This window comes from Pantoea sp. SGAir0215 (assembly GCF_043543215.1).
Window position 1 is genome coordinate 2,639,997 of sequence record NZ_CP028031.1, and the last position, 16,676, is coordinate 2,656,672.

Here is a 16,676-nt window from a genome sequence, read left to right on the forward strand (position 1 = left end):
CGGGTTATTGAGCGGCGGTAGCGGCCATATCGACAGTTTTGGCCGTCACCGGCATTCCGGGCATAAACACTTTTTGCAGTCCGGCAACGATGACCCGGTCGCCCGCCTGCAAACCGGCCTCGACGATACGCAGTCCGTCAGCCATGGCACCAGGCTTAATGTTGCGGCGCTGCGCTTTCCCCTGAGCATCAACGATATAAACATATTTGCGATCCTGGTCGGTCAGCACGGCTTTATCGTCAATTAACAGGGCGTTGAAGGTTGCACGACCCGGCAGGCGAACGCGCGCAAAGAGGCCAGGCGTAAAGATACGCTGATGGTTATCCAGCTGCGCACGCATGCGAATGGTGCCGGTGCTGGCGTTGAGTTGGTTATCCAGGAAGTCGACGTTACCCCGGTGCGGGTAACCCTGTTCGCCTGCCAGCGCAACCTCGACGGGCAGGGCATGACGTTGCTGGCCCTGACGCGCCATGGCCTGGTAGTGCAGGAAGGTAGTTTCATCGACGTCGAAATAGACCACCATCTTGTCTTGCGAGACCAGCGTCGTCAGAACGCTGGCGCTGTCCCCGGCGGTTACCAGGTTTCCTGCGGTGATCATGGCCCGGCTAGCGCGGCCGTCAATGGGCGCCGTGACGCGGGTAAAATCCAGATTCAGTTGGGCCATGGCCACAGCCGACTCGGCGGCCTGCACATCGGCCTGCGCCTGGCTGGCGCTGGCGCGTCGCTGCTCCCACATCTCACGTGATACCGCCTGAGTACCGAGCAGTTTTTCTGTGCGCGCCGATTCACTGCGGGTCAGGCTGGCCTGACTCCGCGCACGCGCCAGCGAGGCTCTCGCCTGATCCAGTGCGGTGCGGTAGCTACGGTCGTCAATGGTGAACAGGACCTGACCCTTTTTCACCTCATCCCCTTCATGGTAATTAACCGTGGTGATGTAGCCTGAAACCCGTGGACGCAGTTGGACGCTTTCAACCGTTTCTATGCGGCCATTAAAGCTGTCCCACTGACTGACCGGTTTTGTCACCACCACAGCCGCACTCACCTCGGGCGGCGGCGGCGGGGCGCTGTTCGCCTGACCCGTGTCACATCCACTTAACTGACTGATGACCAGTCCCATCCCCAGCAGGGTAACTCCCTGACGAACCCAGTTGCTTATCATTGTTGTGATTCCGCGATGAACAGTGAAGTAAAGCCCGCAGGCCAATATTTGCAACTTCTATGGTTGCAATTTATCGCGAGGAGTGTAGGCTTGTGTGTCTGAGAACTGCAAGAATAACTGATACACTTTATGTGCGGTCTGATGAGCGATGATTTATCGGCCAGAATCCAGCCTGACAGGGCATGAGGTAAGTCCCCATAAAATGTGCGGCATTTAATGTATTAATTAAACTTGCATTAAATGGCATTGTCAGTCACGCTTTAAGTGTAACTGCAACTGATACTAATACTGTTCGCTGTCGCGACCGGAGAAGACAAATGATGAGTAACGCTTTTATTCACGATCTGATTAACTGGATTGACAACAATATTGAAGCACGCCTCGATCTCGATACGGTTTCTGAGCGCGCGGGCTACTCAAAATGGCACCTGCAACGGATGTTTAAAGAGCACACAGGCTATCCACTGGGTGAATATATCCGTATGAAAAAATTAAAAAAATCAGCGGATCGCCTGACCAGCACCAACGAACCTATCCTGAACGTAGCCATTTCGCTGGGCTTTGACTCGCAGCAGTCGTTCAACCGCAGCTTCAAGCGTCAGTATGGTGTTGCTCCGGGTGCGTGGCGCCGTCACAGTGTGCCGTCGCAGGCTGCAATGCAGTAAACCCCGCCAGGGCCAGGTCATCTGGCCCGCGCTGTTTTATCCGCTGAGAAAACTGCTATTATCTGCATCCTGTTTTCCAGGGATGTCATCATGTCAAAAAAACTGTGGTTAGGATTAGTCCTTATCCTTATCCTCTCCTGGATAGGTCTGCGACCCTATCTGACGTCTGCACCTGCCAAAACCTCTGCCGCAGACATCGCCGCCTTAACGGATGTGCGAACCGTCGCCCGCTGGGTGCTACAGCATCAGCAGTTGCCCGATTACTACATCACAAAGAAGCAGGCCCGCCGTCTGGGCTGGAATCCTGCGAAGGGCAATCTGTGTGACGTGCTGCCGGGTCGGGCGATTGGCGGCGATCGCTTTTCCAACCGCGAAAGAAAGCTACCTGAACGTTCCGATCGGCAGTGGTATGAGGCGGATGTGAACTACCGCTGTGGCCATCGTGAGGCGGATCGCCTGGTATATTCGTCAGACGGGCTGGTGTTTCTTTCCACTGACCACTATCGCAGTTTTAAGCCGGTGCAGTAACGATGTTGCGCCTACGGTTTGATCTCGGTGAGCTGGCGGATCGCGATGCCTTTTACCGGCAGTTTGCCGCGCAAAGCGACTGTTCCGGCGACTTCGGCAATAACCTGGACGCGCTCTGGGACTGGCTGACAGGTGGCATGGCCCTGCCGGCGGAGATTTATCTGCTGAATGCCGATCGGCACGACGCGGATCTGGCCCCGGTTCTGGCGTTGCTGGAAGAGGCGGCGCAGTCGCTGAGTGGCGAACTGCGCCTGATATACGCTTAGTTACGCAGCGGTTTGAGCAGGTCGGCTAGCGCTTCGCGCGCGCTGACCGGCAGATCGCCCCCACCGGTATAGCCGTTGTTTTCGATAATGACCGTGTTCAGGCCCACCAGCCAGTCATATATGTAGTACGCCGTGTGGTTTGCTGGCGTAGCCGACAGTTTTGTCAGTCGCTGACCGGCGCTGAAATTCACACTCGGCGCAGGCGGACGTGAGAAGATCGACTGGCCACGGTTAACCCGGCTGGCCGGACGTTCCGCTTCCGGACGCTGCAGGAAGCCCAGCCACGCGACGAAATCCCCCAATACCGTCATGGCACGCGTCACCTGACGATCGGCGCGCGACTCATGCGACATGCTCTGCGCGTCCGGTTCATGCAGGGCGGTTTGCAGCGACTGCAGGATACCGGTGCGGAAACTGGCGGTGATCAGTTCTTCTATTAACCATTCCATCGTGGCTTTGTCGATATTCAGCAGCGTGAGCAGGCTCTGATTTTCCGGCAACTGGCGCAGATGGTTCAGCCACAGGCTGAAGACCTGGCGCGGGAACTGAGTCAGGCCCTGGCCAAAGCTGGACTGCTGAGGCGCGGGCTGTTCAATTTCAGCATCGCTGAACAGGTCGAACTCAAAACCGATACCAAACTGGTTCTCCGGTGCCTGAATACTGGTGGTGGCGGCAGGAACGGATGAGCCTGACTGATTCAGCCACAGCTGACGCAGGGCTTCGCGGGAAGGCTGCAGCCGCTCCAGCAGTTCTCCATGCAAACCGGTGCGATGTTGCAGGCATTTCAACAAGGTATCCGCGATGTTCTGCTTGCGCGCCGCCTGATCGGGCGACGCACCGGCTTCGGTCCAGGGCTGTAGCCGACGTTCAACGACCATGTGCTGAATCTGCGCCAGTTGCGCGATAAGCTGATCGCGGCGGGCCTCTGGCTGCATCTCATCCTGTAACCATTCGGACATGCGATCCACACCGGCGCGATCCAGTGCCAGCATGGAACCCCATTGCTGACCCGGTTGGCCGACCTGACGCTGTACCGCCTCATCCACATTCACCTGCTGATGGCGCGCATCATAAGGCGTGATCGCCCAAATCAGACGCGGTTTTTCACCCACGTCGTTTTTGGGCTGAAGGCGTTGCCATTCGCGCAGGGCGCGGCTGGCGATATCCACATCCTGACGCTGGCTGGCGGCGGTGCAGATCAGCAGCAAATCGATGCCCTGGCGGGCGGCATAGATGCCGGGGAGCAGTGTACGTTTGTGCTCCAGCAGCCGTGCGCGCAGCGCATCCTGCTGCTGCAGGCGCTGGCGTTCTTCCCGCAGCGCCGCATCACTCGGCGTACCGGGTGCAGGCAGCTCCAGCATGTCCGCTTCGTCATAGATCGCGGTGCGCGGCGTGGAGCTGAGCGGAATCGTCACCTCCAGCGTCAGCAGCGCCAGTAATCCCAGCGCCACATGTTGCGGCTTGGCCAGGCGGTTTCCGTTTAACGGGCAGATCTCAATGTGCAGCGAGAGATCCTGTTCGCTGGCCGGGACGATAAGCTGTTCGGCAGGCAGCAGAGACGAATCGGTTAACAGGCTAAGCGGCCCCAGCACGCGTGTGCTGTTGCGCAGTTGGTGGCGCAGATGCAGCAAGCTCCGCACCAGCTCATTCAGGGCCGGTTCGGCGGGCCAGAGCAGAGAGAACAGCTGGACCCGATCGTCAACGCTCAGCCACGGGGCCAGTTCAACCGCCTGAGGCCAGAAGTGCCGATCCAGTTGTGCATCATACAAATGATGGCGGCGGCACCATGACCAGAGCGTAACCAGCGCATCGCTCTCCAGGCCAGGCAGTGGCGTCGTTAAGCGGTGACGCTGCAGACGTTGTATCACGCTGTCGATGTTTGCGGTATCGGGCTGGCTGACGCCTTCGCCACACGAAATCGCCAGGCGTAGCACCTCGGCTTCGCTCATCAGGGCCAGCTCTACCGGCCACTCCGACGACAGCGGCTCGCGCTGATGGGTAAACCGCGTCGCCGTGGCGAAATCAAGATTACCCGGGTTGATATGCTGAAAATAGTTAACCGGCTTGTCGCTTAGCGCGGTGATTAACTGTCCCTGGGCATCGGCGACCATCTCCGTTAACAACCAGGCTTTGCCTGCCTGAGACTGCCCAAACAGGGCTAAAGTGACGGGGCGGGCCACCTGCTGCGCCAGCGCCTGCGTTTGCACACGGGCCTGACGTAACTGCAGGGTCAGGGTTTCGGCTTCCAGTGCCAGACGGGGCGACTGTTCGCGGGTGTTTTCAATCCATGCCAGGCTGCCATTCAGGGCGTCCTGCAATAAACTCAGGCGTTTTGCCAGCGTTTGCGGCTGGCGGGGTTTAACCGATCTCATCGTTTACATACACTCCCGCTGTCAATCCAGTATTGCGCATTGGCATTGCCAGTGGCGGAGAGAGTATTCAGTTTGAGGCTCAGATGTTCAAGCGGAACGCGCGTACCATCGTCCAGTCGGGCTTCGCTTAACACCAACGTCTCGGGGCCAGGCGCATCCGGACCGGCTTTCACCGCCAGCTTCACGCGAAGCACGCTTTCACCTGCAACCTTGCGCGCCAGCGCGGCATCATTGAGCGTCAGGCTGTACAACGGCGACGCGGGCCAGCGTTCATTATCCAGTTGGCGGAAGCCCAGACAGACATTGCCACGAATCCGGAAGCTGCTTTTGCGATCCAGCGAGAAAGCGGGATCGTCCAGGTCGATGTCGCTGTAGCACAGGTTCTCATCGGTCAGGGCCTGGTTTTCGTCCAGCATGCCGAGATAACGGATCGTGGAATAGGGCTCGAAATCGCCCGCGCGGAACCAGAAGCTGCTCAGGCGCAAATCCAGGGCCAGCAGGCATAACATCGCGCCCACGGCGGCCGTGGATTTCGGGTTATCGATACGACCATGTTTGTTAAACGGATACCAGTCACTGGTGTGATAGCCTTCCAGCGACAAAATGCGGCTGCCCGGCAGCGGTTGCAGATGACGCACCAGCGCCTGAATGCCGGGGAAGCGTGAGGGCCGTCCGGTCAGCAGCAGGACGTCACACTGATACAGTGAGACCACTTCACACATAGATCGCAGTGCCGGAATGATCGCCATGCGATGCTGCATAAACTCGCCGTGAAGCTGCGCCATGCTGACCACCAGCGGCACCTCAAGCAGGTCAAAGCGGCTGTTGCCGCCTAATTCACGCTGGATTTCGCCATTAACAAACGCCAGCACCGCGTCTGCCGGACGCTGATCGACCAGCTCACCAAACAGCGCATTAATTTCGGCATGGCTTTCCAGCGGATCCCAGTTTTCGTAACGTTCAAGCACCGCCTGCGCCAGGGGAATAAACACCTGCAACGTGGCTTGCTGCCGCAGCGTCGCCTGACCGTCCATCCGGCTGTCGTGGCCGAACAGTTTGTTGATCAGCGGTTCGGCCAGCGTCAGGCCGGCTTTCTGCAGGCTCTGTTGCAGGGCCGGCAAAACCCACAGCTGAATCACATCCAGTAATATATCGTCGCCGGCCACCTTAAAGCCTTCACGGAACAGCAGACGCGGCGTAATTTTGACGTTATTGCCCTGGCCGTCATCGAGACGGTACTGGGTAATCGCCAGGTCGGTAGTGCCGCCGCCAATGTCGATAGAGGCAATGCGCAGGCTCTTGCCGGGCTGCTCATCGGCTTCACGCGGACGATCCGGACGCGCCATGCTGCTGAAGAAGTCTTCTGCGCGGCCGGCAAAGTTCACCTGGGTTTCGTTAAACAGCCACACCATCTGACCGCAGGTGGCTTCATCCCACTCCATCTGTACGTCCGGCACGGGTTTACTGCTTTGCGCCTGCGTCTCCGCCGTAAATTCCTCGTCGGCCGGATGCCAGCCTTCAGCTTTCCACACCAGCGCAATCGCTTCCTGCATGCGACGACGAAAGATTTCACGTTCAGGTTTTGGCATGGCGGACGGAAGCGTCAGAATCACATGACGCAGCTGGCGCGGTGCATGACTTTGCGGCATGCGCTGACGCTGTGCCGCGCTGTTCATTTGCATCAGTGCCTGGGCCAGCAGCTCACACAGCATAAACGTCATGAGTGAACTGCGGCTGTAGTGAGCGGAGAACACCGGCAGGCGTTCATCCAGCGGCAGCGCATACAGCGGCTGACCTTCGTCATTCATCAGTGAGGTGAAAGGGGCGGCGCAGGCCTGCGGTTCACCTTGTGGGCTCTGCTGATTAAACCGCCAGCCCGGCTGATAGCGCGCTTCGTCCCACAGGTAACGCCGCGGGCTGGACAGCCCGGTGCTGCCTTCCAGGCCGGCACGCTGCAAGGCCAGGCGGCTGGCTTCGCGTCCGACGCGGGTCAGTGAAGGCCACATAAAGGCCTGCTCACGGCCGCTTTCCAGCGAAAAGTTGGCTTTACCAAAACGCGCTTCGGCAAATTCCAGCCGACTGTCGAACAGCTCGTTATACACGCGATGTGGTTGAGACAGATCGCGCATCTGCAGCTCGTAGGTCTGCTTCAGGCCGTTGCTCTCTTCCGGATGGTCTTCCACCAGAATACCGCAGGTGTGCGAGTTGCCGACGTCAAGAATGATATCCACGTTGACGGCTGGCGTTTGCAGCGTGGCGGCCTGGATGTGAATCTCCGTGAGGTTAAGCTGTTCGCCCAGCAATTCCAGCAGGTTGAGGTAGTGCGCCTGATATTCAAACTCACGTAGCGCCTGGCTGATGGCCTGTTCACGGCGATCGGACACGCGGTCGGTGAAGGATTCGCGCAGCCAGCCATCTACCCAGGTGTGATCAAGAAATTCCCCCAGCTCGTAGTTGTGCCAGGCCAGGGCAAAGGTAACGCCGTTCTGTGCGTCGGATGGCGTCAGTCCCAACTGTTCGCCGCCATCTTCTTCCGCCACGCAGCGCGTATCAAACGCCAGCGTAACGCGGTGCGTGTTGCCTGCGCTGTCAGGTTTCTCCAGCGCCACTAACCGCATGCGCGCCCAGTTTTCCGGGCCGCCGATAAAGCGACGACCTGAGGCGCAACGCAGCATTGGCAGCGGCAGCCAGCAGGCTTCCAGTAAGGTCAGGGAGTCGGACAGCGCGATATCGGTTTCGGGACGCACGACTTCCGGTGCGCCACCGTCCTGCGGGTAAAGTAAAAATTTACCGCTGTTACCGTCCATATTCAGACGCAGTAACGGGCCATTTGCGGTCTGGCGCACAAACTGACGGCGCGACTGGGTTGCGGAGAGTTGCAGACCAAAATCCAGGAACTGCACGCCGCTGTTCTCAATCAGAGAAATTTTTTGCTTATCATCGATCAGGGGAGCCAACATAGTTACTTACTCTCACGCTTAATCGTAATGGGATACACACGATCCCCGGTGTATTGCGCTTCGCAGGCGGCGGCGCCAATGCTGGAATGACACACTAACATCGGCATACGGTAACGCGATTTGTCCGCGCACCGGGCGGTAAAGCGGCTTTCTATCACCATGTTACCCGCGCTGGTCATCGCCGCCGTGACATCGGCCTTACAGGTGGTGTTCCCCTGGTTGATCTGTACGCTGCCCTTGCCATTGTTAAACTGGAAGTGCATGACAGGGGGTTTACCGGTCGGCGTTTTGATGTTTTCGATCTCCACGCGCCAGCGTCCGTCAATCACCTGAACCTGACCATCACGGACGGCATCCGGTGTCACCACCAGATCGTCGGGTTTCGCGGGCACCGCAGGCGCAACCACGTTGGAAAGCGTCGCAGACGGTGCCGCTGCAGGCACAGGCGCAGCGCTGGCGGCGGTTTGCGCACCCGCTACCACGGCGGCCGGTTTCTGCGGCAAAGTGTCAGCCAGTTTTTCAGCCGGCACCATGGCTGCCGGCCTGATAGCGGCAACAGGGGCGGTATTTTGGGCGACCGGGGCGGACGGCGTGACGGGCTCCGATTGCGGCATATGCAGGATAACCGCCGTCGCGGCCGCTGCGGCAACGGCCAGCGTCGGAATCAGATACCACAGACGGAAAGCCGGACGACGCGCGGCCTGAGCGGGCACAGGCTCTGGTACAGGTTCCGGCTCAGGCGCGGGCACCTCTGCGACCGGCGGTACCACCGCGGCGGTTTCGGGCACCACCACCGGTTCGGGCGCAGGCGGCACAACAGGCTCGGGTGGCAGTTCGACCAGCGAAGCAGGCAGCGACTCCTCCAGGCTTTCACGCAGGCAGGCGAGTGCATCATCACGGTTGCGCTCCTGCGCATCCACAAATCCCCAAAAGGTGATGACAGGTTTACCGTTCACCAGATAAACATATTGCTGATTGGGGAATTGCAGGCTCTTGCCGAGTAGCGCGCCAAACAGGCGCATCGCCGGATTGGCAGCCTCGCGGGCGCGGGCGCTAATGGCTTGCAGATCCTGCTGGCAGGCGGTGAGATGTTGCAACGCCTGACGGCGTTCATAATCGCTCGCGGCCATCCAGGATTTGACTTTGCCGGAAAAAGGGGCGTACCAGTCAAGCCGGTCGCCACGTTCATTGGTTTGCGGAATCGCCAGGCAGTCTGCCAGTGCGCTTTGGCGGCGCAAACGCAGGGTCTCACGGATTTGCAGGGCGGAAGTAAATACCGGCTGGCCGTTCTCACCTAAAGCCAGAACCGCATCCAGATTGCCGCTGCGCAGAAAAGTTTTTGCCACCTGTTAGGCCCTTATCGGTCGTTGTCTGAGGCAGAAGATCGCGTGTTATCGTCAATTACGGTGATTTTACGTGGGGCAATGGCAAATCAAACCGCAGAAAAAGAGGTCAAATGCGTGGTTTTTTCGCCCGCTGCCGGGAAAATAACCAATGCCCAGATGATGTTACGCTGTTTTACGTTTTAATAACAGATGCGCGATAACGCCACCCACTAATCCCCAAAACGCCGACCCGATCCCTAAAAGCGTCACGCCCGACGCCGTGATTAAAAAAGCCAACAGCGCGCTGTCGCGGTCAGCAGGCTCTGCCAGTGCCCGTTGCAGACTGCCGCCCAGGGTCGTCACCAGCGCCAGGCCTGCCACTACGTGCACCATTACAGCCGGCAGTGCGCTGAACAGCACCGCAATCAGCGCACCGGACACGCCAGCCAACAGATAACATCCGCCGGCCACTGCCGCGGCAATCCAGCGACGACGGGGATCGGGATCGACCTCTTCGCCCATACAAATCGCTGCCGTAATGGCCGCCACACACACCGAAAATCCGCCGAACGGCGACAGAACCAACGCCAGTAATCCGGTCCAGCTCATGAGCCCGGACACCGACGGACGATAGCCGTGTGCCTGAAGGGTGGCGATGCCGGGCGCATTTTGTGACGCCATGGTGACTAAAAAATAGGGTAGACCAATACCGATAAGCGTGTGCAGCGAAAACGACGGCCAGACAGGCGCAGGAAGGCTGAAATGGGCAGCCTGTGCCGGAAAATGAAGACTGTTCTGGGCTACCGCCAGGGTAACACCGACCAGAAGCGTAATCAGAATGGCATAACGGGCAAACCAGCGGCGCGCCAGTAACCAGCTCATACACATCGTGGCGGCGAGGGGAAAGTTCACGGCGAAGTCGCTAAACGTCTGCAAGCCAAAGCGCAGTAAAATGCCCGCCAGCATAGCAGCCGCCAGCGACGCCGGGATGTGATTCATCAGGCGGGCAAACAGGCCCGTGACCCCGCATAACACAATCAGGACATTGGCAAAAACAAATACGCCCACAGCCTCATTGAGAGACGTGCCCGGCAGGCTGGTGGCCAGCAAGGCCGCCCCCGGCGTGGACCAGGCGGCCAGCACCGGCATGCGGTAAGCCAGGGAAAGCCCCGTTGAGGCGATTCCCATTGCGATGCCAATGACGGAGAACCAGCCTGCGATCAGCGCAGGCGGCGCGCCAGCCGCCTGGGCGGCCTGATAAATAATCGCACCTGTGCTGCTGTAGCCGACCAGCACGGCGACAAAGCCTGACACCACCATAGGCAGGGTAACGGGAAACGGCGGATGGCGCAGTGACATGGTCTCTTCCTCTTGTGCGTTATAGCGCACATCGTCGCATAGTGCGCTATAACGCACAAGTGCTACACTGATGCGCTTATGCAGGAGACAATATGGAAAATTTGCATCACTATCTTGGCGAGGCGCTGAAACAACTGAGGCAAGTCAATGGCTGGAGCCTTACGTTAACCGCCGAGAAAACAGGCGTCAGTAAGGCGATGCTGGGGCAGATTGAACGCGGCGAGTCCAGCCCGACGATTGCCACCCTGTGGAAAATCGCCACCGGCTTTAATGTCCCGTTCTCGTTTTTTGTTCATCAGTTGCCCATCGCGGAAGGGGAAGTGGCCCGTTATCGCCAGCACAATGCGCAGATGGCGGTGAGGCCGCTGTTACCTTATGACGATCGGCTACGCTTTGATTTGCTTGCCGTTGAGCTGGCACCGGGCGCGCAGAGTGATTCTGCCGCGCATGAAAAAGGCGTGATCGAGCAGGTGGTGGTGCTGGAAGGCGAGCTGTTGCTGGGCATTGCTGATACCTGGCGGCGGCTGAAGCGGGACGAGGCCTTTCAGTTCCGCGCGGACGTGGCCCACAGTTATCGCAATCCGCTGGATACGCGCCTGCGTTTTCACAGCCTGATTCACTATGTCGAGCGACGCTGAGCACCGGATCGGGTTTGCCCATTAATCAGCCTGACTTACAAATTGAAACGACCCGCGCCTGTTCAGCGCTGCCCGGCACGCTATAATTGCCTCCCCCTGTATGGCGCGCCTGTTCGGGCACTGGCGGCGAACCGGCGGTGCGTAGCGGCATCAGCCTGCGCCATACTTCTTATACTGTTTCCAGAGGACTCACCATGGCTTTAACCACACTTGATGCGAAAACCGCTCTGATTGTTATCGATCTGCAAGAGGGGATTGTTGCGCTGCCGGTTGTGCATGAGCCACAGCCGGTTATTGAACGCTGCGCAGCCCTGGCGGCCGCCTTTCGTGAAAAAGACCTGCCTGTCGTGATTGTGAATGTCGCGGGCGGCGCACCGGGCCGAACCGAATCCCCCCGGCATCAGGGCGAATTACCGGCAAACTGGGCCACACTGGTACCGGCGATGACACCGCAACATAACGATATCACCGTCACTAAGCACTCCTGGGGCGCGTTTAACCAAACCACGCTTCATGATCAGCTACAAAAACGCGGTATTACGCAGGTGGTGATCTGCGGTATTGCCACCAGTATCGGCGTGGAGTCGACGGCACGTCAGGCTTACGAATTAGGTTACAACGTCACGTTAGCGGTCGATGCGATGACGGATTTAAATAGCGATACGCACGAAAACAGCATTAAACGCATTTTTCCTCGCCTGGGGGAAACCGGCAGTTGTGACGATGTGCATGCAAAACTTAACGCCCTGTAAGGGTTAAGCGACTTGCCAGGGGATGAGCAGCATCACGCGCATTCCCTGGACGTCTTTCGGCTGACGCGTCGCCAGAATCAGATCAGGCTGCATCGCCGTCGCTGCAATCAACGCATGGGTGTCAGCACGTCGAACGGGCACATACAGCCGTGCGCAGTTGTATGCAATCCTGCCAGCGTCCGCTCATGATACACCGCCAGCACCTGGGTCTGGTACGCGTGGCGTAAGCGCTGCGCCTGTTCACTGTCCCGCCTCGCCAGGCGCGCGATGCCGCGTCTGGTTTCCAGCCATGTCACGGCCGAAATAAAGGTCCTGTCAGCCTCAGCACCACCGGCCCCCGCGAGAACGCAGGGATCCATTCGCGGCGTCCAGCAAAATTATCCCGGCATGTAACAACGTCATGCCTGAAAAATAAGGTAAAGAGCGAGTCAGCGGTCACGAAGCACCTGCGCAGCCGCCTGCGTTTACTGGAACTGTCAGGCCAACGCTGTAGTTGCGTCCCGGTACCGATTCGTAATAACGGCCATTGCTTTCGTTGACGATGACTGAGCCCATATAGTCAACCAGATTATCGACCCGGCCAACCAGATCCTGTGTTTATGCATCAACCAGCCATTTTTAGCCGCTGTTTACCACCGTTACGGCATACGAAGGTGCACGCACTGTGTTGCTGTCATCTGCGGCAATATTGCTCATATAACGCCATTCCGCGACCGCATAAAAGCCCTGTTCAGGGGCTGATTCTAAGCCGGTATCGATCCGGTTGCGCACGATACCGGGCATCCGCTTGCCGTCGCAGTCAGCGGCAGAGAAAAGATGGCAGGCAGCACAAAAAACGGCAGGCTTTACCGGCGTAATCGCTTAATATCCCTCTGTATTTGGCCTGAAAGCGGCTATCCCCGGGGATGTCGCCAGCCCGATGCGGGGCGAACGCCACGACGACTGGCGGCAGGTCGCAGTATAGGGAGATAAACGAACCCACGGGCACAATCGCCCTTATGTTAATCGTTTTGTCTGTTGTCTGGAAAAACGTAAATGTTCAGCCGATGGATGTAACCGTGAGACGGGCATCCTGGGTAGATCTCTCCCGCGTTTGGCCCGGTGCGGGACGAACGACAGGCAGCGTTGTCAGTAACCGGTTTGGGAAGCCACAGCGGACGTTAACGGAAGGACGAGGTAACCGATGCTACCTTTTATCTTACGCCAACCCGTATGAGCAACACGGGCCTGACTATTTACTACAAGGAAATCAGCATGAACGTAGCGGTTTTAGGATTGGGTGCCATGGGGCACGCCTTTGCAGCGAATTTACTGAAAAAAGGGTTTGAGGTTCACGGCTGGAACCGCACGCGCGCACGGGGCGAAGACCTGGTTGACGCCGGGCTGAACCTTGCGGATTCGGCATCTGAAGCGGTAAGCGAGGCTGATGTCGTGATTGCGATGTTATCCGATGGCGAAACGACAGCGCAGGTGCTGCATGAGGTGAGCGCAGCTCTGAAGCAGGGCGCCACGCTGTGTCAGATGGGGACTATTGGCGTTGAAAAAACCGATGCGCTGATCGCTTTCTTTGCCCAAACGCGCCCGGATGTGGTGTTTATCGATGCACCGGTTTCCGGCACCAAAGCGCCTGCGGAAAACGCCCAGATTCTGGTGCTGGCCAGCGGCGACCGTTCGCGTGCCCAGGCTGCTGAAGCGGTGTTTGCCGCGATAGGTAAAGGCACGCAGTGGCTGGGCGAGGCGGGCAAAAGTTCGCGTATGAAACTGGTGATCAACAGCTGGTTAATCGGCCTGATGCAAAGTCTGGCGGAGAGCAACCGACTCGCTGAACAGTTTGGTTTTTCAACCCACGATCTGTGGCAGGTGCTGGACGGCGGTCCGCTGGCCGCGCCGTATGCCAAAATGAAGCTCGCCATGATGGAAAGCGAAGATTACACGCCGCAGATGCATCTGCAGTGGGCGCTTAAAGATGCCCGGCTGGCGCTTGAGGCGTCGGACAGCACACTGCCCGCGCTGGAAAATATCGCCCGCGTCTGGCAGCAGGCCGTGGAGGCCGGGCACGGCGAAGAGGATTTAGCGGTGATCTATAAGTACCTTAAGTCGCAATGAGTGCAACGATCAGTTTCGATTTCAGCACGCGTCCGCTGGTGCCGCTGGCGCACGATTATCCGCACGGGGCAACGGAGCCCTGGCATTTTCATCGTTGTGCGCAGTTGATTCATACCTTAAGCGGCGTGGTGCGGGTTGAAACCGAACAGGGCAGTTGGGTGGTACCGCCCAGCCGCGGCGTGTGGCTGCCAGCCATGACGCGCCATAGCTTACAGATTACCGGCGCGGTCGCGGCCCGGGTGCTGTTTGTGGACCCGCTGGCCAGGGCCGATCTGCCTGCCAGTTGCCAGGTCGTACAAATTTCGGCCCTGCTGCGGGCGCTGATCGTCAGCGCCATGGATTTACCGGTTTCCTATGCGCCAGCCAGTCGGGCGGAACGGATTTACGAGCTGATCCTGGATGAAATTCGCGGCATGGATGTGCTGCCCTTTGCCTTGCCCGTGCCGGACAGCCCGCGTTTACAGGCATTATGCATGCAGATTCAGGCGGAGCCCGCCGGTGACTGGACGCTGGCCCGCGCCAGCGAATGGCTTAATGTGTCTGGCAGGACGCTGGCTCGTCACTTCGAACGTGAAACCGGGCTTTATTTCAGCGAGTGGGTGCGCCGTGCGCGCGTGGCCATTGCCCTGACCCGGCTGGCACAGGGCGACCCGGTTCTACAGGTCGCCCTCGATCTGGGCTATGAGAGCCCCGGTGCGTTTAGTGCGATGTTTCGTCGTGTGCTCGGTGTGGCACCAACGGACTACTTCCCGGCGGCAGAAAGTGACCTGCCGCGTTGAGGAGGGCCTGCAGGGCGGCACGTGACGTATCGCTGTCGATGCTGACGCCCCATGCGCGCTCTCCCTGAAGATTGATACAGCTGACATAGGCAACCGATCGGCTGTCGCTGCGTTTTCCCAGCGTGTGTTCATGGTAATGTTCGATCGTTAACGTCAGATCGCAGGCGTGACGCAGCGCGTTGACGGCGGCGGACAACAGCCCGTTACCGCAGCCTGTCAGCAGGAGAAGGTGGTCGTGATGGCGGACGTGGGCCCGCAGGCGCGTTTGCTCGCCTTGTTCGCTTTCACTCTGGGCATCCATCAGACGCAGCGCGGGCCGATCAATCTGGTAGTGACGACAGAACAGTTGCCAGACCGCGTGCTGCGTCATTTCTTTTCCGTGGGTATCGGTTTCCTGTTGTACACACCGACTGAAATCCTGCTGAAGGGCGCGCGGCAGTTGCAGACCGTGGTTCTGCTCCAGCAGCCAGGCCGCCCCACTTTTCCCCGACTGGCTGTTAACCCGAATCACCGCTTCATAACTGCTGCCGATATCCGCCGGGTCGAGGGGCAAATAGGGCATCTGCCACACGGTTTCCTGCTGCTGTGCGCGCCAGGTAAACCCCTTTTTGATCGCATCCTGATGCGAACCGGAAAACGCGGTAAACACCAGTTCGCCGGCATAGGGATGACGCGGATGGACGGGCAGTTTATTGCAGGCGGTGACGACCTCAATCACGCGGGCCATGTCACTGAAATCCAGTCCGGGGGCAACGCCCTGGGTATAAAGATTTAACGCCAGCGTCACCAGATCCACATTCCCCGTGCGCTCTCCGTTACCCAACAGGCAGCCTTCAATGCGGTCCGCACCGGCTAACAGCGCCAGTTCCGCGCAGGCAACGCCCGTGCCGCGATCGTTATGCGGATGAACGCTAATGCACACTGCCTGTCGACGACTAAAGTGACGGCAGAAAAATTCAATCTGATCGGCATACACATTGGGCGTGTTAACTTCAACCGTGGCGGGTAAGTTGATGATCATGGGGCGCTCAGGCCCGGGTTCCCAGACGGCGGCCACCGCCTCACAAATGTCGAGGGCAAACGCTGGCTCGGTAAAGCAGAAGGTTTCCGGCGAGTATTCAAAGGTCCACAGTGTCTCGGGTGCGGCCTCGCAGGCGGCCCGGATTTGTCGCGCGCTGTCGGTAGCCAGCGCCACAATCTGCGCTTTACTCTGGTTAAATACACGTTCCCGGAACAGCGGTGCGGTGGCATTGTACAAATGGATAATGGCGCGCGGTGCGCCTTTCAGGGCGCAGAAGGTCGTCTCAATCAGATCGTGGCGCGCGGGGGTTAAAACCTGCACCGTCACGTCTTCAGGAATGCGCTGCTGTTCAATCAAATCCCGTACGAAGTCAAAGTCGGTTTGTGAGGCTGACGGGAAGGCGACTTCGATTTCTTTGGCCCCGCAGTCCAGCAATAATTGCCAGAACTGCAGCTTTTGGGCGCGACTCATCGGTTCAGCCAGCGCCTGATTGCCATCCCGCAGGTCGGTAGACAGCCAGCGCGGCGCACGGCTGATTGACCGCGAAGGCCACTGACGGTCAGGCAGGTCAACCAGGGGGAAAGGGCGGTATTTCTCGGCGGGATTCGTTAACATTGCGTTCTCCTTTTCGGTGTCAGCTCAGTGTGGCGAAAGCGCAGCCATGCGGCGCGCGCAAAACTGACAACCTGATACGCAAAAGTGACAACCGTGATTCATGGGCTGTGGCACGGCGTGCGCTGCCATTT

Annotated in this window: 14 protein-coding genes and 1 pseudogene; 7 read left to right on the forward strand and 8 right to left on the reverse strand. The window is 58.7% G+C overall.

The genetic code is table 11. From position 1 onward, the window contains the following. Window positions 1-4 precede the first annotated feature (4 nt). Complete coding sequence (locus C1N64_RS12370; protein ID WP_375096452.1) at window positions 5-1,117, reverse strand: efflux RND transporter periplasmic adaptor subunit; 1,113 nt, start codon at window positions 1,115-1,117, stop codon at window positions 5-7. A 359-nt stretch (window positions 1,118-1,476) separates the two neighbouring features. Here C1N64_RS12370 and C1N64_RS12375 point away from each other — a divergent pair, with 359 nt between their 5' ends. The 3 genes from C1N64_RS12375 to C1N64_RS12385 all read left to right on the forward strand — a co-directional run bounded on the left by C1N64_RS12375 (window position 1,477) and on the right by C1N64_RS12385 (window position 2,618). Then, entirely contained in the window at window positions 1,477-1,824 is a 348-nt protein-coding gene (locus C1N64_RS12375) for a helix-turn-helix domain-containing protein (RefSeq protein WP_006119087.1), read from the forward strand. Between the two features lie 90 nt (window positions 1,825-1,914). Then, window positions 1,915-2,352: a ribonuclease domain-containing protein gene (locus C1N64_RS12380; RefSeq protein ID WP_006119088.1), complete on the forward strand. Its 438-nt coding sequence runs from the start codon at window positions 1,915-1,917 to the stop codon at window positions 2,350-2,352. Window positions 2,353-2,354: 2 nt separating this feature from the next. After that, entirely contained in the window at window positions 2,355-2,618 is a 264-nt protein-coding gene (locus C1N64_RS12385) for a barstar family protein (protein WP_033741324.1), read from the forward strand. On the opposite strand, the gene C1N64_RS12390 is transcribed toward C1N64_RS12385, so the two are convergent. From C1N64_RS12390 to C1N64_RS12405, 4 genes are all read right to left on the reverse strand, one after another. Then, window positions 2,615-4,990, reverse strand: coding sequence for a virulence factor SrfC family protein (locus tag C1N64_RS12390; RefSeq protein WP_375096272.1), 2,376 nt, complete (start codon window positions 4,988-4,990; stop codon window positions 2,615-2,617). The two genes, C1N64_RS12385 and C1N64_RS12390, sit on opposite strands and share 4 nt — an antisense overlap. Then, the gene (locus C1N64_RS12395; protein ID WP_394514837.1) at window positions 4,987-7,950 is read right to left on the reverse strand and encodes a virulence factor SrfB; all 2,964 of its coding nucleotides are present in this window, start codon (window positions 7,948-7,950) and stop codon (window positions 4,987-4,989) included. Before C1N64_RS12395 ends, C1N64_RS12390 begins: the two co-directional genes overlap by 4 nt. 2 nt (window positions 7,951-7,952) lie before the next feature. Next, a complete protein-coding gene (locus C1N64_RS12400) occupies window positions 7,953-9,296 on the reverse strand; it encodes an SrfA family protein (RefSeq protein WP_162285677.1) in 1,344 nt (447 codons plus the stop codon). A 162-nt stretch (window positions 9,297-9,458) separates the two neighbouring features. Then, the gene (locus C1N64_RS12405; protein ID WP_133745212.1) at window positions 9,459-10,634 is read right to left on the reverse strand and encodes a benzoate/H(+) symporter BenE family transporter; all 1,176 of its coding nucleotides are present in this window, start codon (window positions 10,632-10,634) and stop codon (window positions 9,459-9,461) included. A gap of 92 nt (window positions 10,635-10,726) precedes the next feature. Here C1N64_RS12405 and C1N64_RS12410 point away from each other — a divergent pair, with 92 nt between their 5' ends. Both C1N64_RS12410 and C1N64_RS12415 read left to right on the forward strand, forming a co-directional pair. Beyond that, window positions 10,727-11,272 carry a helix-turn-helix domain-containing protein gene (locus tag C1N64_RS12410; RefSeq protein ID WP_394514838.1) on the forward strand — a complete coding sequence of 182 codons (546 nt, stop codon included), beginning with the start codon at window positions 10,727-10,729 and terminating at the stop codon, window positions 11,270-11,272. 194 nt (window positions 11,273-11,466) lie between these two features. Continuing rightward, window positions 11,467-12,024 (forward strand): isochorismatase family protein, encoded by a 558-nt coding sequence (locus C1N64_RS12415; protein ID WP_054633825.1) that lies wholly within the window; start codon window positions 11,467-11,469, stop codon window positions 12,022-12,024. 107 nt (window positions 12,025-12,131) lie between these two features. Here C1N64_RS12415 and C1N64_RS12420 read toward each other — a convergent pair whose 3' ends face one another. Together C1N64_RS12420 and C1N64_RS12425 are read right to left on the reverse strand one after the other, a co-directional pair. Beyond that, a complete protein-coding gene (locus C1N64_RS12420) occupies window positions 12,132-12,383 on the reverse strand; it encodes a PIN domain-containing protein (protein ID WP_375096273.1) in 252 nt (83 codons plus the stop codon). Between the two features lie 76 nt (window positions 12,384-12,459). Continuing rightward, window positions 12,460-12,822: pseudogene (locus tag C1N64_RS12425) on the reverse strand (TonB-dependent siderophore receptor); the annotation flags it as partial. Window positions 12,823-13,278: 456 nt separating this feature from the next. Between C1N64_RS12425 and C1N64_RS12430 the strand changes: the two are divergent. Both C1N64_RS12430 and C1N64_RS12435 read left to right on the forward strand, forming a co-directional pair. Continuing rightward, complete coding sequence (locus C1N64_RS12430) at window positions 13,279-14,130, forward strand: NAD(P)-dependent oxidoreductase (protein ID WP_394514839.1); 852 nt, start codon at window positions 13,279-13,281, stop codon at window positions 14,128-14,130. Further along, window positions 14,127-14,909 carry an AraC family transcriptional regulator gene (locus C1N64_RS12435; protein WP_110267533.1) on the forward strand — a complete coding sequence of 261 codons (783 nt, stop codon included), beginning with the start codon at window positions 14,127-14,129 and terminating at the stop codon, window positions 14,907-14,909. Before C1N64_RS12430 ends, C1N64_RS12435 begins: the two co-directional genes overlap by 4 nt. On the opposite strand, the gene leuA is transcribed toward C1N64_RS12435, so the two are convergent. Then, the gene (gene leuA / locus C1N64_RS12440) at window positions 14,830-16,545 is read right to left on the reverse strand and encodes a 2-isopropylmalate synthase (protein ID WP_394514840.1); all 1,716 of its coding nucleotides are present in this window, start codon (window positions 16,543-16,545) and stop codon (window positions 14,830-14,832) included. The genes C1N64_RS12435 and leuA overlap by 80 nt on opposite strands. Window positions 16,546-16,676: the final 131 nt, after the last annotated feature.

Bases quoted from the DNA above. Each gene is read 5' to 3' on its own strand.
- C1N64_RS12370 (WP_375096452.1), bottom strand. From the start codon at position 1,117: ATGGGACTGGTCATCAGTCAGTTAAGTGGATGTGACACGGGTCAGGCG.
- C1N64_RS12375 (WP_006119087.1), top strand. From the start codon at position 1,477: ATGATGAGTAACGCTTTTATTCACGATCTGATTAACTGGATTGACAAC.
- C1N64_RS12380 (WP_006119088.1), top strand. From the start codon at position 1,915: ATGTCAAAAAAACTGTGGTTAGGATTAGTCCTTATCCTTATCCTCTCC.
- C1N64_RS12385 (WP_033741324.1), top strand. From the start codon at position 2,355: ATGTTGCGCCTACGGTTTGATCTCGGTGAGCTGGCGGATCGCGATGCC.
- C1N64_RS12390 (WP_375096272.1), bottom strand. From the start codon at position 4,990: ATGAGATCGGTTAAACCCCGCCAGCCGCAAACGCTGGCAAAACGCCTG.
- C1N64_RS12395 (WP_394514837.1), bottom strand. From the start codon at position 7,950: ATGTTGGCTCCCCTGATCGATGATAAGCAAAAAATTTCTCTGATTGAG.
- C1N64_RS12405 (WP_133745212.1), bottom strand. From the start codon at position 10,634: ATGTCACTGCGCCATCCGCCGTTTCCCGTTACCCTGCCTATGGTGGTG.
- C1N64_RS12410 (WP_394514838.1), top strand. From the start codon at position 10,727: ATGGAAAATTTGCATCACTATCTTGGCGAGGCGCTGAAACAACTGAGG.
- C1N64_RS12415 (WP_054633825.1), top strand. From the start codon at position 11,467: ATGGCTTTAACCACACTTGATGCGAAAACCGCTCTGATTGTTATCGAT.
- C1N64_RS12420 (WP_375096273.1), bottom strand. From the start codon at position 12,383: ATGGATCCCTGCGTTCTCGCGGGGGCCGGTGGTGCTGAGGCTGACAGG.
- C1N64_RS12430 (WP_394514839.1), top strand. From the start codon at position 13,279: ATGAACGTAGCGGTTTTAGGATTGGGTGCCATGGGGCACGCCTTTGCA.
- C1N64_RS12435 (WP_110267533.1), top strand. From the start codon at position 14,127: ATGAGTGCAACGATCAGTTTCGATTTCAGCACGCGTCCGCTGGTGCCG.
- leuA (WP_394514840.1), bottom strand. From the start codon at position 16,545: ATGTTAACGAATCCCGCCGAGAAATACCGCCCTTTCCCCCTGGTTGAC.